The 19,646-nt window shown below is 48.3% G+C and carries 17 protein-coding genes; 14 read left to right on the forward strand and 3 right to left on the reverse strand.

Annotated elements, in window-relative coordinates; all coding sequences use genetic code 11:
• Positions 1-136 precede the first annotated feature (136 nt).
• The 13 genes from rpsB to lpxB all read left to right on the forward strand — a co-directional run bounded on the left by rpsB (position 137) and on the right by lpxB (position 13,430).
• Positions 137-910: a 30S ribosomal protein S2 gene (gene rpsB, locus C504_RS0102845; RefSeq protein ID WP_018687792.1), complete on the forward strand. Its 774-nt coding sequence runs from the start codon at positions 137-139 to the stop codon at positions 908-910.
• A gap of 161 nt (positions 911-1,071) precedes the next feature.
• Entirely contained in the window at positions 1,072-1,992 is a 921-nt protein-coding gene (tsf, locus tag C504_RS0102850) for a translation elongation factor Ts (RefSeq protein WP_425393366.1), read from the forward strand.
• A gap of 138 nt (positions 1,993-2,130) precedes the next feature.
• A complete protein-coding gene (pyrH, locus tag C504_RS0102855) occupies positions 2,131-2,853 on the forward strand; it encodes a UMP kinase (protein WP_026317171.1) in 723 nt (240 codons plus the stop codon).
• Positions 2,854-2,942: 89 nt separating this feature from the next.
• Positions 2,943-3,503 carry a ribosome recycling factor gene (frr, locus tag C504_RS0102860; RefSeq protein ID WP_018687795.1) on the forward strand — a complete coding sequence of 187 codons (561 nt, stop codon included), beginning with the start codon at positions 2,943-2,945 and terminating at the stop codon, positions 3,501-3,503.
• Between the two features lie 79 nt (positions 3,504-3,582).
• Positions 3,583-4,308: an isoprenyl transferase gene (locus tag C504_RS0102865; RefSeq protein WP_018687796.1), complete on the forward strand. Its 726-nt coding sequence runs from the start codon at positions 3,583-3,585 to the stop codon at positions 4,306-4,308.
• Complete coding sequence (locus C504_RS0102870; RefSeq protein WP_018687797.1) at positions 4,305-5,120, forward strand: phosphatidate cytidylyltransferase; 816 nt, start codon at positions 4,305-4,307, stop codon at positions 5,118-5,120. Before C504_RS0102865 ends, C504_RS0102870 begins: the two co-directional genes overlap by 4 nt.
• A gap of 33 nt (positions 5,121-5,153) precedes the next feature.
• The gene (rseP, locus tag C504_RS0102875; protein ID WP_018687798.1) at positions 5,154-6,308 is read left to right on the forward strand and encodes an RIP metalloprotease RseP; all 1,155 of its coding nucleotides are present in this window, start codon (positions 5,154-5,156) and stop codon (positions 6,306-6,308) included.
• 192 nt (positions 6,309-6,500) lie between these two features.
• Positions 6,501-8,885 (forward strand): outer membrane protein assembly factor BamA, encoded by a 2,385-nt coding sequence (gene bamA, locus C504_RS0102880; RefSeq protein WP_018687799.1) that lies wholly within the window; start codon positions 6,501-6,503, stop codon positions 8,883-8,885.
• 68 nt (positions 8,886-8,953) lie between these two features.
• Positions 8,954-9,997 carry a UDP-3-O-(3-hydroxymyristoyl)glucosamine N-acyltransferase gene (lpxD, locus tag C504_RS0102885; protein ID WP_018687800.1) on the forward strand — a complete coding sequence of 348 codons (1,044 nt, stop codon included), beginning with the start codon at positions 8,954-8,956 and terminating at the stop codon, positions 9,995-9,997.
• A gap of 34 nt (positions 9,998-10,031) precedes the next feature.
• Positions 10,032-10,523, forward strand: coding sequence for a 3-hydroxyacyl-ACP dehydratase FabZ (gene fabZ / locus C504_RS0102890; RefSeq protein ID WP_018687801.1), 492 nt, complete (start codon positions 10,032-10,034; stop codon positions 10,521-10,523).
• Positions 10,523-11,356, forward strand: coding sequence for an acyl-ACP--UDP-N-acetylglucosamine O-acyltransferase (gene lpxA, locus C504_RS0102895; RefSeq protein WP_018687802.1), 834 nt, complete (start codon positions 10,523-10,525; stop codon positions 11,354-11,356). Before fabZ ends, lpxA begins: the two co-directional genes overlap by 1 nt.
• A gap of 3 nt (positions 11,357-11,359) precedes the next feature.
• Positions 11,360-12,265, forward strand: coding sequence for an LpxI family protein (locus C504_RS0102900; RefSeq protein ID WP_018687803.1), 906 nt, complete (start codon positions 11,360-11,362; stop codon positions 12,263-12,265).
• Positions 12,258-13,430 carry a lipid-A-disaccharide synthase gene (gene lpxB / locus C504_RS0102905; protein WP_018687804.1) on the forward strand — a complete coding sequence of 391 codons (1,173 nt, stop codon included), beginning with the start codon at positions 12,258-12,260 and terminating at the stop codon, positions 13,428-13,430. The genes C504_RS0102900 and lpxB overlap by 8 nt, the downstream gene beginning before the upstream one ends.
• Positions 13,431-13,475: 45 nt before the next feature.
• Here the strand turns inward: lpxB and gltA are convergent, their stop codons facing one another.
• Entirely contained in the window at positions 13,476-14,765 is a 1,290-nt protein-coding gene (gene gltA, locus C504_RS0102910; protein ID WP_018687805.1) for a citrate synthase, read from the reverse strand.
• A 157-nt stretch (positions 14,766-14,922) separates the two neighbouring features.
• Positions 14,923-16,347, reverse strand: coding sequence for a glutamate--tRNA ligase (gene gltX / locus C504_RS0102915; RefSeq protein WP_018687806.1), 1,425 nt, complete (start codon positions 16,345-16,347; stop codon positions 14,923-14,925).
• 181 nt (positions 16,348-16,528) lie between these two features.
• Here gltX and C504_RS17085 point away from each other — a divergent pair, with 181 nt between their 5' ends.
• Positions 16,529-18,913, forward strand: coding sequence for a ComEC/Rec2 family competence protein (locus C504_RS17085; protein WP_018687807.1), 2,385 nt, complete (start codon positions 16,529-16,531; stop codon positions 18,911-18,913).
• Here C504_RS17085 and lexA read toward each other — a convergent pair whose 3' ends face one another.
• On the reverse strand, positions 18,914-19,633 hold the full coding sequence (lexA, locus tag C504_RS0102925) for a transcriptional repressor LexA (protein ID WP_018687808.1): 720 nt from the start codon (positions 19,631-19,633) through the stop codon (positions 18,914-18,916). It lies immediately after the preceding gene.
• Between the last annotated feature and the right edge of the window lie 13 nt (positions 19,634-19,646).

Here is a 19,646-nt window from a genome sequence, read left to right on the forward strand (position 1 = left end):
TTAAAGGCGCTGTGCGTTAAGGCAGCGCCATTCCACACACGGAGTCTGTGTGTTTTGGGGAGAAATCCCAAAGCACCACCGGTTGCAACATAATGTTGCTTCTCTCCGTGGAGGCTAAACCGGAAAGGAAAATACGATGGCATTGCCAGATTTCTCAATGCGTCAGCTCCTAGAAGCAGGCGTACACTTTGGTCACCAGACACACCGCTGGAACCCAAAAATGGCTAAATACATTTTTGGTGACCGTAACAACGTTCACATTCTCGATCTTTCACAGACTGTTCCGCTTCTTTCAAACGCGCTTAAAATGGTGTCTGACACTGTTGCAGGCGGCGGCCGCGTTCTTTTCGTTGGTACTAAGCGTCAGGCTTCTGAGATCGTTGCAGACGCTGCAGAGCGTTCAGCACAGTACTACGTAAACGCACGCTGGCTCGGCGGCATGTTGACGAACTGGAAAACAATTTCCAATTCAATTCAGCGCCTTCGTAAACTAGACGAATTGCTTGCTGGCGAAGGCCAAGGCTTTACGAAGAAAGAGCTTTTGAACCTCACACGTGAGCGTGAAAAGCTAAACCGCGCACTTGGCGGTATCAAAGACATGGGCGGCGTGCCGGACCTTATGTTTGTTGTTGATACCAACAAAGAAGCAATCGCTATTCAAGAAGCGCACCGCTTGAAAATTCCTGTTATCGCGATCGTTGACTCAAACTGTAACCCAGATGTTGTTGACTTCCCAATTCCAGGTAACGATGACGCAGCACGCGCAATTTCACTTTATTGCGATCTTATTGCTAAATCAGCGCTTGACGGCATTGCACGTCAGGCCGGCGCATCAGGCATCGATATTGGCGGCATGGTAGACGCACCAGTAGAAGAAGCTTTGGCTGAAGAAGCTGCACCTGCTGAATAAGCGTTAAACGCTTGAATTTATAAGACATGTGCGGATGCAAATGAGCTTCCGCACATGCACTTTCATAAAACTGATGAAAATCACGTTCAGAGCACCTATTTAGGGTCTGATCGAAAATAAGCCGCATCTATTTTACAAGAGCGGCACAAGAGGTAATGAAAATGGCTACTATTACTGCAGCAATGGTAAAAGAACTGCGCGAAGCATCTGGCGCAGGCATGATGGACTGTAAAAAAGCACTTCAGGAAAACGACGGCAATATTGAAGCCGCGATGGACTGGCTTCGCACAAAAGGTATCGCGAAAGCGGACAAAAAATCTGGCCGTACAGCCGCTGAAGGTCTTGTTAGCGTGAAGAGCGAAGGCACTGAGGGCGTTGTTGTTGAGCTAAACTCTGAAACTGACTTTGTTGCACGCAACGATGACTTCCAAGCGTTGGTAACTGGTGTTGCTGGTGCAGCTATGGGTACAGACGGTTCAGTTGAAGCTGTTCTTGCGGCTGACCTTGGCGGCAAAAGCGTTGATGGCGCGATTAAAGACGCTATCAGCACAATCGGCGAAAACATGAACCTACGTCGCACTGCAAAGTTGAGCGTTGGTTCAGGCGTTGTTGCATCATATGTGCACAATGCTGTTGCAACTGATCTTGGTAAGCTGGGCGTTCTTATTGCTATCGAAACAACTGGCGATGCAGCTGCTGCGCAAGCAATTGGCCGCCAAATCGCTATGCATGTTGCTGCGACTAACCCACTTTCAATCAGCCCTTCTGATCTTGATCAGGATGTTGTTGAGCGTGAACGCGCGATTTTCTCAGAGCAGGCAGCCGCTTCAGGCAAGCCAGCCAACATTATTGAGAAAATGGTCGAAGGCCGCATCAACAAATTCTACGGCGAAGTTTGCTTGTTGAACCAAGCATTCGTTATCAACCCTGATCTTTCTGTTGAAGCTGCTCTTAAAGAAGCTGAAAAAGAAATCGGCGCACCTGCTAAAATTACTGGCATGGTACGTTTCGCTCTTGGCGAAGGCGTTGAAAAAGAAGAAAGCGACTTTGCTGCAGAAGTAGCAGCGGCTGCAAAAGGCTAAAACAATTCCTGCGGGTTATCTTGTTAAGAAAACCTTTGGTTTGAATTGAACATTTATAGGGCATCGCGTGACAACGCGGTGCCCTTGTTGTATCGAAAGTACGAATCCACACGCCCACATTGAAAGTAATATAGAACGATGACGGACACGCCTCTCTACAAACGCGTTTTGATTAAGGTCTCGGGAGAGGCATTGATGGGCGATCAAGGCTTCGGCATTGATGTTTCTGTTGCAGACCGCATTGCCGGTGATATCAAACAAGCCCGCGACTTAGGCGTGGAAGTTGCAATCGTTATTGGCGGCGGCAATATTTTCCGCGGTGTCGCGGTCGCCTCACGCGGCGGTGACCGCGTCAGCGGCGACCATATGGGCATGCTAGCCACTGTGATCAATTCTGTGGCGCTTCGTACATCACTTCAAAAACATGGCATTGACGCGGTTGTTTTATCTGCGATTGCAATGCCAGAAATCTGCGAGAGTTTCTCTCAGCGCAAAGCAATGGCTTACATCAATACAGGACGTGTCGTGATCTTCGCTGGCGGTACTGGCAATCCATATTTCACAACCGATTCTGCATCTGCTTTGCGCGCTGCAGAAATTGGCGCGGATGCCTTGTTCAAAGGAACGCAAGTCGACGGCATCTATTCAGCCGATCCGAAAAAAGATCCGGCAGCAACGCGCTTTGATAAGCTGACACATAAAGAGGTTTTGGATAAAGGCCTCAACGTCATGGATGTCGCGGCCGTTGCGCTTACACGCGAAAACCACATTCCAATTATCGTGTTCTCGATCCACGAAAAAGGCATGTTTGCCGAAATTTTGAATGGGCGCGGACGCGCAACAGTTGTAACCGAGGTGTAGTCCTCATTTTGATCAATATTGGTGCACATAGACTGTATAATCAGGATTATATGCACAGGGCGAAAGCATAACTATAGGGGTTTAGCCAGATGAGTAATGAATATGATTTGGCGGATTTAAAACGCCGTATGGAAGGCGCAATCAATGCATTTTCCGGTGATTTGGCAGGTTTGCGCACGGGCCGCGCTTCGGCCAGCTTGCTCGATCCAATTATGATTGATGCGTATGGCAGCCAAATGCCAATCACGCAGGTTGCCAACGTCACAGTGCCAGAACCACGCATGCTTGCCGTTAATGTTTGGGACAAGGGCATGGTTTCTGCTGTGGAAAAAGCAATCCGTGAATCAACGCTCGGCCTTAACCCGATGACAGATGGCACGACAGTGCGTGTTCCATTGCCGGAGCTCAACGAAGAGCGCCGCCGCGAACTTGTGAAGGTTGCCAACCAATATGCGGAAAATGCGCGTATTGCTGTGCGCCATGTGCGCCGTGACGGTATGGATATCCTCAAAAAGCTGGAAAAAGACGGCGATTTGGGTAAGGACGAAGCCCGCGCTGAATCTGAATCTGTGCAAAAACAAACCGACGGTTTTATCGAGCGCATTGATAAAATGCTGACCGAAAAAGAGCAGGAAATTTTGCAGGTTTGATCATTTGCGGCTTAATTTTAGTCGCAAATCCAAATGAAAGAGGAGCTTTGCAGATTTGCTGAATGACACACCCGCCAACATGACACAGCCAGTGAACCATCTTGCCATTATTATGGATGGCAATGGGCGCTGGGCTGCCGCACGCGGAATGCCGCGTACATTCGGTCATAAAGCGGGTGTCGAGGCTTTGCGCCGTACCGTAAAGTCTGTTCCAAAATTTGGTATTAAGCACCTCACTTTATATGCGTTTTCATCTGAAAACTGGTCGCGGCCAGCCGACGAGGTCAAAGATCTCCTTGGTTTGCTAAAACTCTATATTCGGCGTGATTTGGCCGAACTTGCTTCAAACGGTGTACGGGTGCGCATCATCGGCCGCAGAGAAGGTTTGCGCCCTGATATATTGGCGCTGATTGAATCTGCAGAAGAAAAAACCGCGCATAATACTGAACTTAATTTGAATATCGCCTTTAACTATGGTGGGCGTGATGAAATTGTTCGCGCGATGCAAACCATTATAGATGATCCGTCTGGACCCGTTGCAAACGGAAAACCTGTTACCGAGCAGCATATTTCAGCCGTCATGGATACTGTTGCCAGTCCCGATCCTGATTTAATTCTTAGGACAAGCGGTGAAATGCGTTTGTCTAATTTCTTGCTTTGGCAGGTTGCCTATGCAGAAATGGTGTTTCTGGATTGCATGTGGCCAGACTTCGACGAAAGCCACTTGGAAGAGGCTATTCAAGAGTTCACACGGCGCGAGCGCCGCTATGGCGGTGTTGAAGCCGTAAAAGGCGCTATATTATGAGCGAACTTTATTTACGCGTTGTCTCCGGCATTGTTATGGCCGTTGTGTTTTTATTCGCCGTCTTTATGGGCGGTTGGCTTTTCGCGGCTCTCATTGGCGTTATGTCGGCAATTATTTGGTCTGAATGGACCAATATTATGCTACCCGACGGGGATGACCGCGCAAAGCTCGTCGGCTTTGTCTGTATCGCCATTATGACGATCGCCTTGTTATTCTTTTCAGGGGCGCTTCTGTTCATAACAATTATTGCGGCATTCGGAATTGCCAGCAGCCTATTGCTATCTTGGTCTGGCGGAACGCGCGGCGTATCCGGTCTTTTATATGCCGGTGGCTTTTTAATCGCGATGGTGAGCCTGCGCGGCGGATTTGAAAGCACAGCCGGATTGATTGCTATCCTTTATTTGTGCGTCACCGTCTGGTTCACCGATATCGGTGCCTATTTTGTGGGAAGACTTGTTGGCGGGCCTAAGCTTGCGCCTTCAATCTCTCCCAATAAAACAATGTCAGGAGCAATGGGCGGTATCATTGCTGCCGCATTTGGCGCATGGATCATTATCATTGTTTCTGGCGTGCACAACCAAGGCGTCTTATTGTTGTTGGCCATTGTGCTCTCTGCTGTTTCCCAAATGGGGGATCTGTTCGAATCTGGCATTAAACGGCGCGCAGGCGTTAAAGATTCCGGATATATCATTCCAGGGCACGGCGGTATGATGGACCGGGTCGACGGCCTAGTTTTCGCTGCAATTGTATTGTGGATGTTCAGTGTCGTTATCAATGGTCTGGTTGCACCAGCAACAGCATTGTTTGTTTAACGCGTTAGCGCGATTCTATTATAGGTAGTTTTCATGGAATTTGTCTCCAGCCTGATATCAACAGATGGATTTATATTGGGCACACTTGTGCCTTTCCTCTTCGTGTTGACCATCGTGGTTTTTATCCACGAACTTGGGCATTACTGGGTAGGGCGTTTGTGCGGTATTGGCGCGACGACATTTTCCGTGGGCTTTGGCCCAGAGATCTTCGGCATTAATGATAAGCGCGGCACACGCTGGCGTCTGTCTCTCATTCCGCTTGGCGGCTATGTTAAATTTGTTGGCGATATGAATGCCGCCTCAACGACGTCCACCGAGCATGATCCAAATGCAAAACTGTCTGTAGCAGACCAAGCGCGCGCGTTTCATAACAAAGCAGTATGGCGGCGCGCAGCAACTGTTGCAGCGGGTCCGATTGCCAATTTTATTTTAGCCATCGTAATATTTTCAGTAATTACAGCAACATATGGCCGAACCATCGCAGATCCCATTGTTGCCGAAGTGCGTACGCAAAGCGCAGCAGAAGCTGCCGGTATTCAGGTTGGCGATATCTTTGTCTCTGTTGACGGTGCATCTGTGGAAACATTTTCCGATGTTCAACGCTATGTGGCACCGCGCGCCGAGACGCCAATTGTCATGCGTATGCGCCGCGGCGATGAAGAACTTGATTTGACCGTTACGCCTGAGCGTTTGGAAATTGAAGATCGCTTCGGCAATAAAATGGAGCAGGGCATTATTGGCGTGACCAATAATTCGGAAGTCGGCAATTTCCGTAAGCGTGAATATGGTATCGGTGAGTCGCTGTGGATGGGTGTCAAAGAAACCGGCTGGGTTATCGCGCGCACAGGTGGGTATTTGTCTGGTGTGGTCACAGGGCGTGAAAAGGCAGATCAAATTGGCGGTCCAATTCGCGTTGCTCAGGTTTCAGGGCAGGTTGCCACACTTGGATTTGCAGCATTGCTCAATCTGGCGGCGATTTTATCGGTTTCAATCGGTCTTTTGAACCTGCTGCCGATTCCAGTACTTGATGGCGGCCATCTATTGTTTTATCTTTTTGAAACGGTCTTAGGAAAGCCACTTTCAGAGCGAACACAGGAATTCGGATATCGGATTGGATTCGCGCTGATTCTTGGTTTGATGGTCTTTGCGACGTGGAACGACGTGACTCGCATTTTTAGCGCTAGTTGACGTGAAAATCATGGTTTTTTAACCATAGGAACGAGAAATTAGTGGCTAAAACGTCACGGAACGGCACAAGGTAAAGGCTTTTTAACCCTAAAGCTTGCGTGTAGGTAAAAAGACTGTAATACGACTTAGATAACTGTGGAATAGGTGCGCCTGTGCGTGCGAACAAACAGACAATAGTGGGGAAGTAACCGCATGAGAGCGGCTAGAAAATTACTAAACGCGGCATCGATATTTGCCTTATCCGTCACACCGGCTGTTGGCGGCGCTATTCTTCTTCAGGCTGTCAGCGTATCTGCTGCACAAGCAGCCGTTGTACGCTCGATTTCAGTGAGCGGTAATCAGCGTGTTGCCGATGCAACGATTGCTGATTTCGTCGGCTATAAATCTGGAAAGAACTTTTCAGGTTCTGAAATCGACAGCGCTGTTAAAGCACTTTTCCGTACAGGTCTATTTTCTGATGTGTCTGTAAAGACGTCAGGCTCAACGCTGGTTATCAGTGTTGTTGAATACGGCACGGTCAATCAGGTGCTCTTCCAAGGTAACCGCAAGCTAAAAGACGATCGTCTTTCTGCGGTTGTGCGTTTGCGTTCACGCGAACGTTTTGACCAAGAAACACTTGATGCTGATGTTGACGCTATTGTTGAGGCTTACAGCCGCACTGGCCGTTCTGACGTTGAAGTCAACGCAAGCGTTGTTGATTTGGGTGAGAACCGCGTCAACGTAATCTTCCAGATTGCTGAAGGCGGAAAAACAAAAATTTCGCAGATCAACTTTGTTGGTAACAATGCGTTTGGTGATCGTCGCCTCCAAGGCATCATTTCTATCAAGAAAACAAACTTGTTGTCATGGTTCACACGCACGGACGTTTATGACGACCAGCGTTTAGCTGCAGACGAAGAACAACTTCGCCGTTTCTATTTTAACCGTGGTTATGCAGATTTCCGTGTGATTTCTTCTTCAGCGAATGTTGACCCTGAAACAGGCAATCTCGCCATCAATTTCGAAGTTGATGAAGGCGAACGCTATGCATTCGGCAATATTGATATCGACAGTACGGTTTCTGGTGTTGATCCAGAGGAGCTGAAACGCTCTGTAGAAACCCGCGACGGCAAAACATACAGCGCAAAAGATGTTGAAGACACGCTTATCTCAATGTCTGAAAAGCTTGCCGCTAAAGGCTTTCCGTTTGCGGAAGTGACACCTGTTGGTAACCGCAATTTCGAAAATAACACAATCGACGTTTCCTACATCGTTGACCAAGGCCAGCGTGCCTATGTTGAACGTATTGAAATCGTTGGTAATACAACAACACGCGATTATGTCATCCGCCGTGAATTTGATCTGTCAGAAGGCGATGCTTTCAACCAGATTTTGATCCGCCGTGCGCAGAAGCGCTTGGAAGCATTGGACTTTTTCCAACGCGTTGAAATCACAACACGCGCAGGCTCACAGCCAGACCGCGTTGTTATCGTTGTACAAGTTGCAGACAAGCCAACAGGTGAGTTTGGTATCGGCGTTGGTTACTCAACCGGCAGCACAGATACATCTGATGCTGGTGTGAACTTTGAAGGTTCAATTTCTCAGCGTAATTTCCAAGGTCGCGGACAGGCAATTCGCCTTGCTGTTGGCGGTGGTGTTGATACCCGCACTTATAACGTATCCTTCACAGAGCCTTATTTCTTGGGCTACCGTATGTCGGCTACTTTCCGTGCGTTTAGAAGCACGAATGAGTATTCTGATGAAGATTATGATAGCGCGACAAATGGCGGCTCAGTAAGCTTCGGCTTGCCAATTACGGATAATTTCAGTGCCAATTTCGGTTATTCTTATTCGCAAGATGAATATACTGCCGACGGCAATTGTATTACCGGAGCCGGTGTCGTCGATAATTCTCTTGCTAACTGTACTTTGCCAGATTCCATTCAGACTGAGTTTTCTGCTGGTCGTAACCCATATACGCGCTCTGCTATCAATTATGGCTTCGTCTATAATTCAATTGATGATCGCAATGACCCGCATGAAGGTATTTATGTAACGGTACAGCAACAAATTGCTGGTTTGGGCGGTGATGCACGCTACATCAAGACAACAGCTGATGGACGCTATTATCATACGCTTTCTGAAGAGGCTGACATTGTCGGGTTCTTGCGCGCAGGCGGTGGTAACATTACTGGCCTTGGTGAAGATATTCGATATTTTGACAATCTACGTATGGGACCATCGCGTCTTCGCGGTTTTGCCAATAATGGTATCGGGCCTGTGGACGCAGCTGGAAATCATCTCGGTGGTAAGAACTATTTGAACTTTACTGCTGAAGCACAGTTTCCTCTGCCTGCTATCCCGCGTGATCTAGGCTTCAAAGGTGCTGTGTTTGCTGATGCAGGTACAGTGTTTGGAAGCGACCTTGCTGGTGTGCAAGCTGGTACTGACGATATGAAATTCCGTACGTCAGCTGGTATCAGCTTGATATGGCAGTCGCCATTTGCACCATTGCGTGTTGATTACGCTTTCCCGATATCAAAAGAAGATACGGATGACGTGCAACAGTTCAACTTCTCTGTGTCGTCAGCATTCTAAATTAAAAAGTCCGGCTAAGTGCCGGACTTTCCACTTGTATCGCGTATTTGCTCGTTGAGAGTCCTCTATTGTCCCATTCGTCACCAGTCTTCCATAAAATTGATACTCAAAAAGCATCACTAAACTGGATAAAGACATTCCTAGGCGCTGACGAAGGAAGCTCGAACACAGAGGACAATGCGATTCTCGGCCTTTGTGCAGCCAATAATCCAAAATCAGATATGCTTACATTTGTGCAGTCCCCAAAAGGGCTGGAATTAAGCACGCTATCCATATGTGCCGCGGTTATCTGTCAGGAAAAGCTAGCAGCTCAAATGCCAGATGGTCCGTTGGTGATTATTGTTGAAAATCCACAACTGTCTTTTGCCGCTTTAGCGCGCGAACTTTACCCAGATAGTCTTGGCAATCGTCGTGCTGAAACAGGTATTTCGAAATTTTCTATTGTCGATCCCAGTGCAACGATTGAAGATGATGTTACGATTTGTGCTGGCGCTGTTATCAGGGCAGGTGTTGCAATTGGTGCAGGTTCTTTCATTGGTGCGAATGCGACAATAGGTGAAAATTGCCAGATAGGTCGCAATAGTTCGATTGGTTCCAGTGCGACGATCCAATATGCGCTGATTGGCGATGATGTTTCGATACATCCCGGTGTTCGCATTGGCCAAGATGGTTTTGGCTTTGTTGCATCAAAGACCGGCCTTGAAAAAATGCCGCAACTCGGCCGTGTTATCATTCAAGACAATGTCGAGATTGGCGCAAATACAACCATTGATCGCGGCGCTTTGAGCGATACCGTGATCGGTGAGGGCACCAAGATTGATAATCTGGTTCAGATTGGCCACAATGTCATTATTGGCAGAAGCTGCGCTATCGCAGCTTTTGCGGGTATTTCCGGTTCGGCTAAAATTGGCGATGGATGCCTCATTGGCGGCCGCGTGGGAATTTCCGATCATATCACTCTGGGCAATGGCGTTCAGCTTGCCGCAACATCAAGCGTTATGAACGATATTCCTGATGGTGAAAAATGGGCTGGCACGCCTGCGCAGCCATTCAAAGCTTTCTTTCGTGAACAAGCAACATTGCGCCGCTTGGCGAAACCAAATAAAGCTTAAAATTCAATAATAACGCTACTTGGAAAGTCTTGCTATGACACATCAGGTTACAACGCATGATAATGCGCTGGAAAAAGCCGATCTGCACGAGATTATGCGCCTTTTGCCACACCGCTATCCTCTGCTGCTGGTTGACAGCATCATCAATATCGATGGCAATCGTTCTGCCGTTGGCATTAAGAACGTCACCTTCAATGAGCCACATTTTCAAGGACACTTCCCAGGCGAGCCAATTATGCCAGGTGTGTTGATTGTTGAAGGCATGGCCCAGACATCCGGCGCAATCGGCATCCGCGATTTGAAGCTCGACAAGCCTGCGCTCGTGTTTTTTATGACAATTGACAAGGTGAAGTTCAGAAAGCCGGTCGTGCCGGGCGATATTCTGGAATATCATGTAAAGCTCATCAAACAACGTGGCAGCATCTGCAAGTACGAATGTACTGGCATTGTTGGTGGTGAAAAGGTGGCTGAAGCCGAGGTGCAAGCCATGCTTTCTCCGTCAGATGCGAAGTCGCGGAGCAAATAATGACGAATACTGCCGTAGAAGTGCATCCATCTGCCTATGTTGAAGATGGGGCTGAACTCGCATCTGGCGTAAAGATCGGACCGTTTTGTCACGTCGGTGCCGATGCCAAGCTGCATGAAAATGTCGAATTGATGAGTCATGTCAGCGTTATCGGTCACACAACCTTAGGAGCGGGAACGAAAGTGTTTCCGAACGCTGTGTTGGGATCTGACGCACAAAACATTGCATATAAGGGCGAAGAAACCACATTGGTCGTTGGCAAAAACGTTGTTGTGCGTGAAGGTGTGACGATGAATCGCGGCACTGGTAATGCGCGTGGCACGACGATTGTTGGCGATAATTGTATGTTTCTTGCCTATTCACATGTCGCCCATGATTCCATTTTGGGCGAACATGTAACCTTTGCCAATAATGTGATGATTGGTGGTCATTGTACCATCGGAGACCGCGTTATTGTGGGCGGCGGCGCAGGTATTCACCAGTTCTGCACGGTAGGGCATCACGCCTTTATCGGCGGCGTGTCTGCTGTGGTAAATGATGTTATCCCATACGGCATGGTCGTCGGCAGCCGCGCATTTTTAGCAGGTTTGAACCTTGTTGGCATGAAGCGCGGCGGCATGCCCCGCGATGAAATCAACGCTGTGCGTGGTGCTTACAAAAAGCTATTTGCAGAAAACAGCGGCACCTTGCGAGAAAACGCAGCAGAGTTGATGATCGAATACAGCAATAGCGCAGCGGTAAAAGACATGCTTGGCTTTGTTCTTGCCGACAGTAAACGCAAATTCATTACGCCGATTACAGGGCGCAAAGCCCGTGAACATGAAGGCATCTAAATCATGACAGGTCGCGATACAAAAATCAGCGACCTGAATGGCGATGCGAACGCTGGCGGCCGCATTGCGATCATCGCAGGCGGCGGCAAAGTGCCAGTCCAGATCGCACACTATTTGCGCAAAAATCAGCAAGAACCCTTTATAATTATGCTGGCAGGCGAAGCTGATCCAGCGCTTTATGCTTTCGAACATGAAGAGATAAGTGTTGCAGCCATTGGCAAGCTGGTTTGCGTGCTGAAAGAGCAACAAATCAAGCGTGTTGTTATAATTGGCAGTGTTCGCAGACGGCCGAAAATAACAGATTTGCGCCCTGATTTAAGCACGCTGAAATTTCTTGGTCGATTCGTTTCGGGTCTCGTGAGCGGTGACAATGAACTGCTTTCTAAAATCGTGGAAACAATCGAAGAAATAGGTGTCAAAGTTGTTGGCGCGCATGATGTGATGCCGCAGCTATTGGCGCCTATGGGCAAAATTGCAGGCTCTATGCCTACGGCTTCTCAACGAGGATCGATAGCAAGGGGCATTGAAGCCGCCTTAGCGCTTGGCGTGATTGATGCAGGACAATGCTGCGTTGTTATTGGCCGCAATATCATTGCGCTGGAAGGCGTTGAAGGCACCGATGCGATGCTGCAACGTGTTGCAGATCAAAAACAACATGGCCGCCTTACAAATACGCGCGGCGGCGTTCTGGTCAAAATGTGCAAACCGCAACAAGACAAACGCGTTGATTTGCCAACCATTGGCCAGTCCACCATTGAAAATGCAGCGCTGGCCATGCTCGACGGCATTGCAGTTCATGGCGATAATGCAATGATTGTTGACGTTGAAGATGTCATCAAACAGGCTGATGCCGCTGACATGTTTATAATAGGCATTGATGGTACTTATGGGAGCAGTCAAAATGACTGATGGCCAACCCTATAAAATTGGAATTGTTGCCGGTGAAGAATCGGGACAACTCTTGGCCAGTGAACTCATCGACGCGCTCAACGAGATTGTTGACCAGCCCGTAAAATTGATCGGTGTCGGCGGCGAAAGGCTGGAAAGCTTGGGGCTAAAGTCTATCTTCGACCCTGCTGAAATCGCTATTACGGGCGTTTCTGCTGTCATCAAAACACTGCCGAAGCTGATTGCACGCATTAAACAAACAGCAGATGCAATCATCAAAGAAAAGCCAGATTGCCTTTTACTGATTGATAGTCCTGACTTTTCGTTGCGCGTGGCAAAAAAAGTCAAAACCGCGCTGCCGGACTTGCCCATAGTTAAATATGTGGCCCCCACCGTTTGGGCTTGGCGGCCTGAGCGTGCGGCAAAAATGGCATCCTATATCAATGAAATTCTGGCAATTTTACCTTTTGAGCCAGAAGTTATGCAAAAGCTTGGTGGCCCAAAAACCCATTATGTGGGCCATCGCCTTATATCGGATTCTGCACTGAAAAATGTGTGGGACCACAATTACAATAAGGTAATGCCTGAAAGCGATACGATAAACCTATTGGTGTTGCCCGGATCGCGCAGCGGCGAAATCAATGCGCTGATGGACGAGTTTGGTAAAACGGTGCATTTGCTACATGAGCGCGGTAACAAGCTCAATATATGTCTGCCAACCTTACCACGGCTAGAAACGCGTATACGTCAATATACGGCAAGCTGGCCCGTATCGCCCGTCATTACGACCGACCGTGAGAGCCAGATTGATGCCTATAAGCGCTCAGATGTGGCGCTAGCAGCTTCTGGCACTGTGACGTTGGAACTGGCTTTAGCAGGCATACCCGCAATCAGCTGTTACCGTGTTGATCCTATCATGAAGCTTGCCAAATCATTGATCACAACATGGTCGGCAGCATTGCCCAATATCATTGTTGATAGGCCGATTATCAAAGAGTTTTATGAAGAGTTCGTTCGTGCCGGCGTGTTGGCACGGTCGATAGAAGAACTGGTGAACCCAAAACTTTTCGCGCGGCAATATGTGCTGGAAGGCTACAGCGAAGTGCGCGAGAAAATGGCCATCGAAAAAGGTGCCAGCCAACATTCAGCTGAAATCATCGCCAAACTGCTCAGTCAAAAGAACTAAAAAAGCCCGGTCTAAGCCGGGCTTTTTAATGTTTATAAAGAACGCTTAGCGCTCTTCGACAGGTTTATAATCGCGGTGCGCTGAACCTGTATAAAGCTGGCGTGGGCGACCAATACGCTGACCTGGATCTTCGATCATCTCTTTCCACTGAGCAATCCAACCAACTGTACGTGCCAGTGCAAACAGCACTGTGAACATTGTTGTTGGGAAGCCGAGCGCTTTGAGCGTAATGCCTGAATAGAAGTCAATGTTTGGATAAAGCTTCTTCTCAATGAAGTATGGGTCCGTCAGCGCGATTCTTTCAAGTTCCATCGCAACGTCAAGCAGTGGATCATCCTTAATGCCAAGTTCTGTAAGAACTTCATGACACGTTTTCTGCATGATTTTAGCGCGTGGATCGTAGTTTTTATAAACGCGGTGTCCAAAGCCCATTAGGCGGAATGGGTCGTTCTTATCTTTCGCACGGGCGATAAATTCAGGAATACGATCAACATGACCAATCTCCGCCAACATATTAAGCGCAGCTTCGTTCGCGCCGCCATGAGCAGGGCCCCAAAGACATGCAATGCCAGCAGCAATACATGCAAAAGGATTAGCGCCTGAAGAACCAGCAAGACGCACAGTTGATGTTGACGCGTTTTGTTCATGGTCAGCGTGAAGGATAAAGATTTTATCCATTGCTTTGGCAAGAACAGGATTTCCTTTGTACTCTTCACATGGAACAGCAAAGCACATGCGCAGGAAGTTTGCAGAATAATCCAGATCGTTCTGTGGGTATATGAAAGGCTGTCCCACATGATATTTGAAGGCCATAGCTGCGATTGTTGGCATTTTGGCGATCAACCGCAATGATGCGACCATACGCTGGTGTTCATCAGCAATGTCTGTTGAGTCGTGGTAAAACGCAGAAAGGGCGCCAACGACACCGCACATGATTGCCATTGGGTGCGCATCACGGCGGAAACCAGTGAAGAAACGCTGCATCTGCTCATGCACCATTGTGTGGTGCGTTACGCGGTAGTCAAAGTCTTTCTTCTGCGCTTTTGTTGGCAACTCGCCATAAAGAAGAAGGTAGCAAACTTCTAAGAAGTCGCCTTGTTCTGCCAATTGATCGATCGGGTAACCGCGGTGCAGCAAAACACCTTCATCACCATCGATATAGGTAATTTGCGATTCACATGAAGCGGTGGATGTAAAGCCAGGGTCCAGCGTAAACATACCTGTTTGGGCGTATAGCTTGCCAATATCGATTACGTCAGGACCAATAGTCCCGCTTTTAACTTCGTATTCGTAATCCTTAGAATTGACATTCAGCTTTGACTTATTGTCAGCCATCGTATTCATACTCCTCGTCATGATGGACATTCGTTGGTTCATGCAATGCACGAACCCGAAGATCCGTTGTCCTGTGCACACTTGCTAGAACATTTCGGGCAAGCTGCCAAGCTAGCCCAAAGGGTTATTTGGTGCGATGCAATAAAGTTCATATATCTTAGTTGGAGGCTTGATCTGAAATACGCGCTAACGCTTCCTGTTTGCCCAAAACGAACAAAACATCAAACACACCCGGCGATGTTGCACGGCCCGTTAAAGCGGCGCGAATTGGCTGCGCAACCTTGCCAAGTTTAAGTTCTTTGCTATCTGCAAAAGCACGCACAGCTTCATCTAAAGCTTCAACAGTCCAGTCATCTACTGCGCTTAAAGCTGTATGCGCATCAACCAATAAAGCACGCGCATCGCCATCAAGTATGGAGCCTGCTTTGTCATCAAAATTTAGCGGCCTTGAGGCGTGAATATAATACGTACTTTCAATGAGTTGCAACAAAGTCTTTGCGCGATTTTTTAAGCCTGGCATTGCCGCAACAAGGCGCTCTTTGTTTTGTCCAAATAGGCTTTTTGAAAGATCTTCACCGCCTTCAAGATAAGGCAAAAGTTGCTCAATTGAATCAACGAGAAATATATCATTGGCTTCGCGAATATAATGACCATTAAGAGCTTCAAGCTTTTGAATATCAAAGCGTGCAGCGCCCTTGTTAATGTCGCTCACTTGGAACCATGAGATCATGTCCTCGGTAGACATAATTTCATCATCGCCATGGCTCCAACCCAAACGCGCAAGATAATTACGCAAAGCTTCTGGCAAGAAGCCCATTGCGCGATAGGCTTCCGCGCCAAGAGCGCCGTGGCGTTTGGATAATTTTGCACCATCAGGACCGTGAATAAGCGGGATATGAGCCATTTTTGGGATCGGCCATCCAAGCGCATCATAGATAATTTGCTGACGTGCGGCATTGGTCAAATGGTCATCACCGCGAATAATATCGGTAACGCCCATATCATGATCATCAACCACAACAGCGAGCATATAAGTAGGTGTGCCGTCTGAGCGCAGGATTACCAGATCATCAAGGTCAGCATTGGGAAAACGCACATCGCCCTGAACAGCATCTGCAACAAGCGTTTCACCTGTTTGCGGCGCTTTGATACGAATGGAAGGTTTAACGCCTTCGGGTGCTTCGCTCGGATCACGATCACGCCAACGACCATCATAGCGCGGCGGCTTTTTCGCTGCGCGCTGCTCTTCGCGCATTTGGGTCAATTCTTCAGGCGTTGCATAGCAATAATAGGCTTTACCATCGGCAACCAATTGCTCTGCAATCTCGCGGTGGCGTTCAGCGCGGTCAAATTGAGAAATTACATCGCCGTCCCAATCAAGGCCCAACCAGGTCAAACCATCTTTAATAGCTTCAACAGCTTCATCCGTAGAGCGTGCGCGGTCCGTATCCTCAATACGCAGCAGCATTTTGCCGCCAGTATGTTTTGCATAAAGCCAGTTAAAAAGCGCTGTCCGCGCCCCGCCAATGTGCAGAAAACCAGTTGGCGAAGGGGCAAAGCGGGTCACAACACCTGCTGTCATAGAACGTCTCCAAATTTGGGTGAGCGCAGCATATGCGCTTTGATGTGTGTGATGTAGCACAGCCGCCTTGTCGTGCAAGCGTGGGCGACAATATCTGGATAAATTTGCGTTTTAACCTAAACTGACGTTAGGTTACGGCCCGCGGCTGTAATTTGGGGTGGCCGGTGCAGGATGACGCGCCATGCGTGGGGATTTAAAACAAGAAAAATCGCTCGAGCCAGATGAACGCTGGTTGTTAAAGCTTGATGATTTCAATCATTTAGACATTCCTCCATATTCCGACATTAGGACGCTTGAAGACAATGTTGTTGTAGCGAAAACGCCAAGTGCGAAAAAGCTTCAAAAGCAGAATATACAATATGGCGCTCTATCGCTTAGCCAAAGGTTGCATGAATGGCTTGATGCGCAGCTTCAGATAGAAATCGGGCAGGGCACAGCATTTCTATTCATTCCCGTCGCTATGATTATTGGCGTGACAATCTATATGGCGCTTCCTGTTGAGCCTGCCATTCACAACATACCCGCAGCGCTATTTGTTTTTGCCGCTTTGCGAATTGTACTGCGCCATGCGCCAATTTTAATGCGTTTTGCAATGAATGCCGCGCTTATCATTTTATGCGCAATGGGTTTGATGCAGTTACGAACGCATGTGCTGGCAACGCCTATGCTGGGTTCAGAAGTTTCAACGCGTATTACAGGTCAAATCAGAGCAATTGAAAACCGGCCCAACGGATCGGTGCGTTACACAATTGATTTGACCAAAACAGAGCGGCCAAAGCTGCGCTACGCACCAGAGCGTATACGTCTAACGGCAAGGAAACCGCTCCAAAAAGCGCAAATTGGAGAAGGAATTCATGGATATGCGCGCCTGCGCCCGCCATCCGGTGCCGTCAGGCCACTGGGCTATGATTTTGCGTACTACAATTATTTTAGCGGTATTGGCGCAAATGGTTTCTTCTTAGGGCAGCCCAAAACCAACGATCAAGGCGCACAATATACCAAAAACACCCCCATATTGTTGGTTGAACGTGCGCGTTACTGGTTGGCGAACAGAATAAGGGGTGACAATAAAAGTGCGGTGAGTGCTGTATCTGCTGCGCTTATCACAGGCGATAAAGCTGCAATTCCAGAAGAGACGAATGAAGTGCTGCGCATATCAGGCTTGGCGCACATTCTTTCCATCTCTGGGCTGCATATGGCTTTGGTTGCCGGCACCGTGATGTTTGCTCTGCGCGCGGCATTCGCATTTTCTCCCAATTGGTCAGCAAACCGGCCAACCAAAAAATACGCAGCAATTGCCGGATTTAGCGCAATTATTATCTATCTGTTTTTAGCGGGGGCAAGCGTCGCCACGCAGCGATCTTTTATCATGCTGGCTGTGATGTTGGGCGCACTATTGTCTGACAGGTCGGCCCTCACAATGCGCAATCTGGCAATTGCAGCAATCATTGTGATTCTTATCGCGCCGGAAGCTGTGCTGGGGCCAAGCTTTCAGATGTCATTTGCAGCAACACTGGCTTTGATAGGCGTTTATGCTTGGTGGACAAGCCACCGAGCAGGCAGGGAATTTGTTGAGAGCCAAAGCGTGGCCGTAAACATAACGCGCACATCAGCAGGCTTTTTAACGGGATTATCTGTGACATCTATGGTTGCGGGCACTGCGACGGGAATATTCGCAGCATATCATTTTCAGCGTATTGCCATGCTTGGATTGCTGGGAAACCTATTGGCCATGCCGATTGTGTCTTTAATCACAATGCCACTTGCCATAATTGCGACACTACTCATTCCATTTGGGCTGGATGGCTATGTTTACAAAGCGATGAACTGGTCTGTAAAAATTGTCATCGAAATCGCCCAAATAGTATCCGACATCACGCCGGATGGTTCTACTGGCGCATTGTCGCCAGCAGCGCTTATTTGGTTGAGTGCAACAATTCTAATGATCTGTTTGTTGCGTTCGCAGCTTCGATATTTGGGGCTATTGTGCCTGATACCGGCCTATATCGCGCAATCAACGCTTGAAATGCCGCAGCTGATTATTTCTGAGGACGCAAAACAAGTTGCAATCATTGATGCAGAAGAAAGAGCGTTAAAAGTAAACCGTAAACGACCCAGCGCATTTATTATAGAACAATGGCAAGCCGCCTATAACGCAAAAACAATAAAACTGCCGGATAAAGGCGAAGGCAGTTTTATCTGCCAAAGCAAACAACGATGCGATTATGAAGGGCAGGTCAATGGCCACGGCTACACTGTAACCTATCTCACTGAGGCACCCGATGAAGCGCAATGGACATCGGTCTGCAAGCAAGAGGGCATAATTATTGCCGCATTCGCACCCTTTACAGCGACATGTGAAAACCAGCAGAATATCATCATCACAGCGCAGCAATTAGCACTCAACGGCAGTGCGGAGATATATATCCGTAAAGCCAGTCAAACGGATGAAAAGAAGCTGCAATATCAAACAATCTTTGCACAAGGAGATGCGGCACGCCCTTGGCAGGCACACCGCAAATATTCGCGTTCGGCCCGAAATCTCGGGCCTTATCAACGCGAATGATCAGTAATTACGCACCAAACCAACCAGACGGCCTTGAACTTGAACACGGTCCGGTCCGAAAATACGGGTTTCATAGGCAGGGTTAGCAGCTTCCAAGGCAATGGATGCACCTTTGCGGCGGAAGCGCTTCAACGTTGCTTCTTCATCATCAACCAGAGCCACAACAATATCGCCCATATTGGCAACATCTGTGCGGCGGATAATAACCGTATCGCCATCCAGAATACCGGCATTGATCATGGAATCGCCTTCCACCTCAAGCGCGTAATGTTCACCCTTGCCAATCATATCCGGCGGCATTTGAATGGAACGTGTTTGGTGCTGAATAGCAGAAATCGGAACACCAGCAGCAATTTTACCCATCATAGGGATGCCGACACTATCATCATTGCTGGCACCATTAAAATGTGCTGGCGATGTCTTGATTGGGGCTGGGGCCTTGCCTTTACTGCCCTCAATAACGCTGGGTGAAAATGCTTGCCGTGCGCCATTACCGGGCATCATAGCATCTGGCAGTTTTATAACTTCTAATGCACGGGCACGGTTGGGCAGGCGCCGAATAAAACCACGCTCCTCAAGTGCCGTGATCAAGCGGTGAATGCCTGATTTTGATGCCAGATCCAACGCCTCCTTCATTTCGTCAAAGGAAGGCGGAACACCGGTCTCCTTCAGTCGTTCATTAATGAAGACGAGAAGATCAAGTTGCTTACGTGTCAGCATGGCGGTTTCCAGA

It is taken from the genome of Ahrensia kielensis DSM 5890 (assembly GCF_000374465.1).
Classification (GTDB): Bacteria; Pseudomonadota; Alphaproteobacteria; order Rhizobiales; family Rhizobiaceae; genus Ahrensia; species Ahrensia kielensis.

Coding starts and splice junctions, on each gene's coding strand:
- rpsB (WP_018687792.1), top strand. CDS start 137: ATGGCATTGCCAGATTTCTCAATGCGTCAGCTCCTAGAAGCAGGCGTA.
- tsf (WP_425393366.1), top strand. CDS start 1,072: ATGGCTACTATTACTGCAGCAATGGTAAAAGAACTGCGCGAAGCATCT.
- pyrH (WP_026317171.1), top strand. CDS start 2,131: ATGACGGACACGCCTCTCTACAAACGCGTTTTGATTAAGGTCTCGGGA.
- frr (WP_018687795.1), top strand. CDS start 2,943: ATGAGTAATGAATATGATTTGGCGGATTTAAAACGCCGTATGGAAGGC.
- C504_RS0102865 (WP_018687796.1), top strand. CDS start 3,583: ATGACACAGCCAGTGAACCATCTTGCCATTATTATGGATGGCAATGGG.
- C504_RS0102870 (WP_018687797.1), top strand. CDS start 4,305: ATGAGCGAACTTTATTTACGCGTTGTCTCCGGCATTGTTATGGCCGTT.
- rseP (WP_018687798.1), top strand. CDS start 5,154: ATGGAATTTGTCTCCAGCCTGATATCAACAGATGGATTTATATTGGGC.
- bamA (WP_018687799.1), top strand. CDS start 6,501: ATGAGAGCGGCTAGAAAATTACTAAACGCGGCATCGATATTTGCCTTA.
- fabZ (WP_018687801.1), top strand. CDS start 10,032: ATGACACATCAGGTTACAACGCATGATAATGCGCTGGAAAAAGCCGAT.
- lpxA (WP_018687802.1), top strand. CDS start 10,523: ATGACGAATACTGCCGTAGAAGTGCATCCATCTGCCTATGTTGAAGAT.
- C504_RS0102900 (WP_018687803.1), top strand. CDS start 11,360: ATGACAGGTCGCGATACAAAAATCAGCGACCTGAATGGCGATGCGAAC.
- lpxB (WP_018687804.1), top strand. CDS start 12,258: ATGACTGATGGCCAACCCTATAAAATTGGAATTGTTGCCGGTGAAGAA.
- gltA (WP_018687805.1), bottom strand. CDS start 14,765: ATGGCTGACAATAAGTCAAAGCTGAATGTCAATTCTAAGGATTACGAA.
- gltX (WP_018687806.1), bottom strand. CDS start 16,347: ATGACAGCAGGTGTTGTGACCCGCTTTGCCCCTTCGCCAACTGGTTTT.
- C504_RS17085 (WP_018687807.1), top strand. CDS start 16,529: ATGCGTGGGGATTTAAAACAAGAAAAATCGCTCGAGCCAGATGAACGC.
- lexA (WP_018687808.1), bottom strand. CDS start 19,633: ATGCTGACACGTAAGCAACTTGATCTTCTCGTCTTCATTAATGAACGA.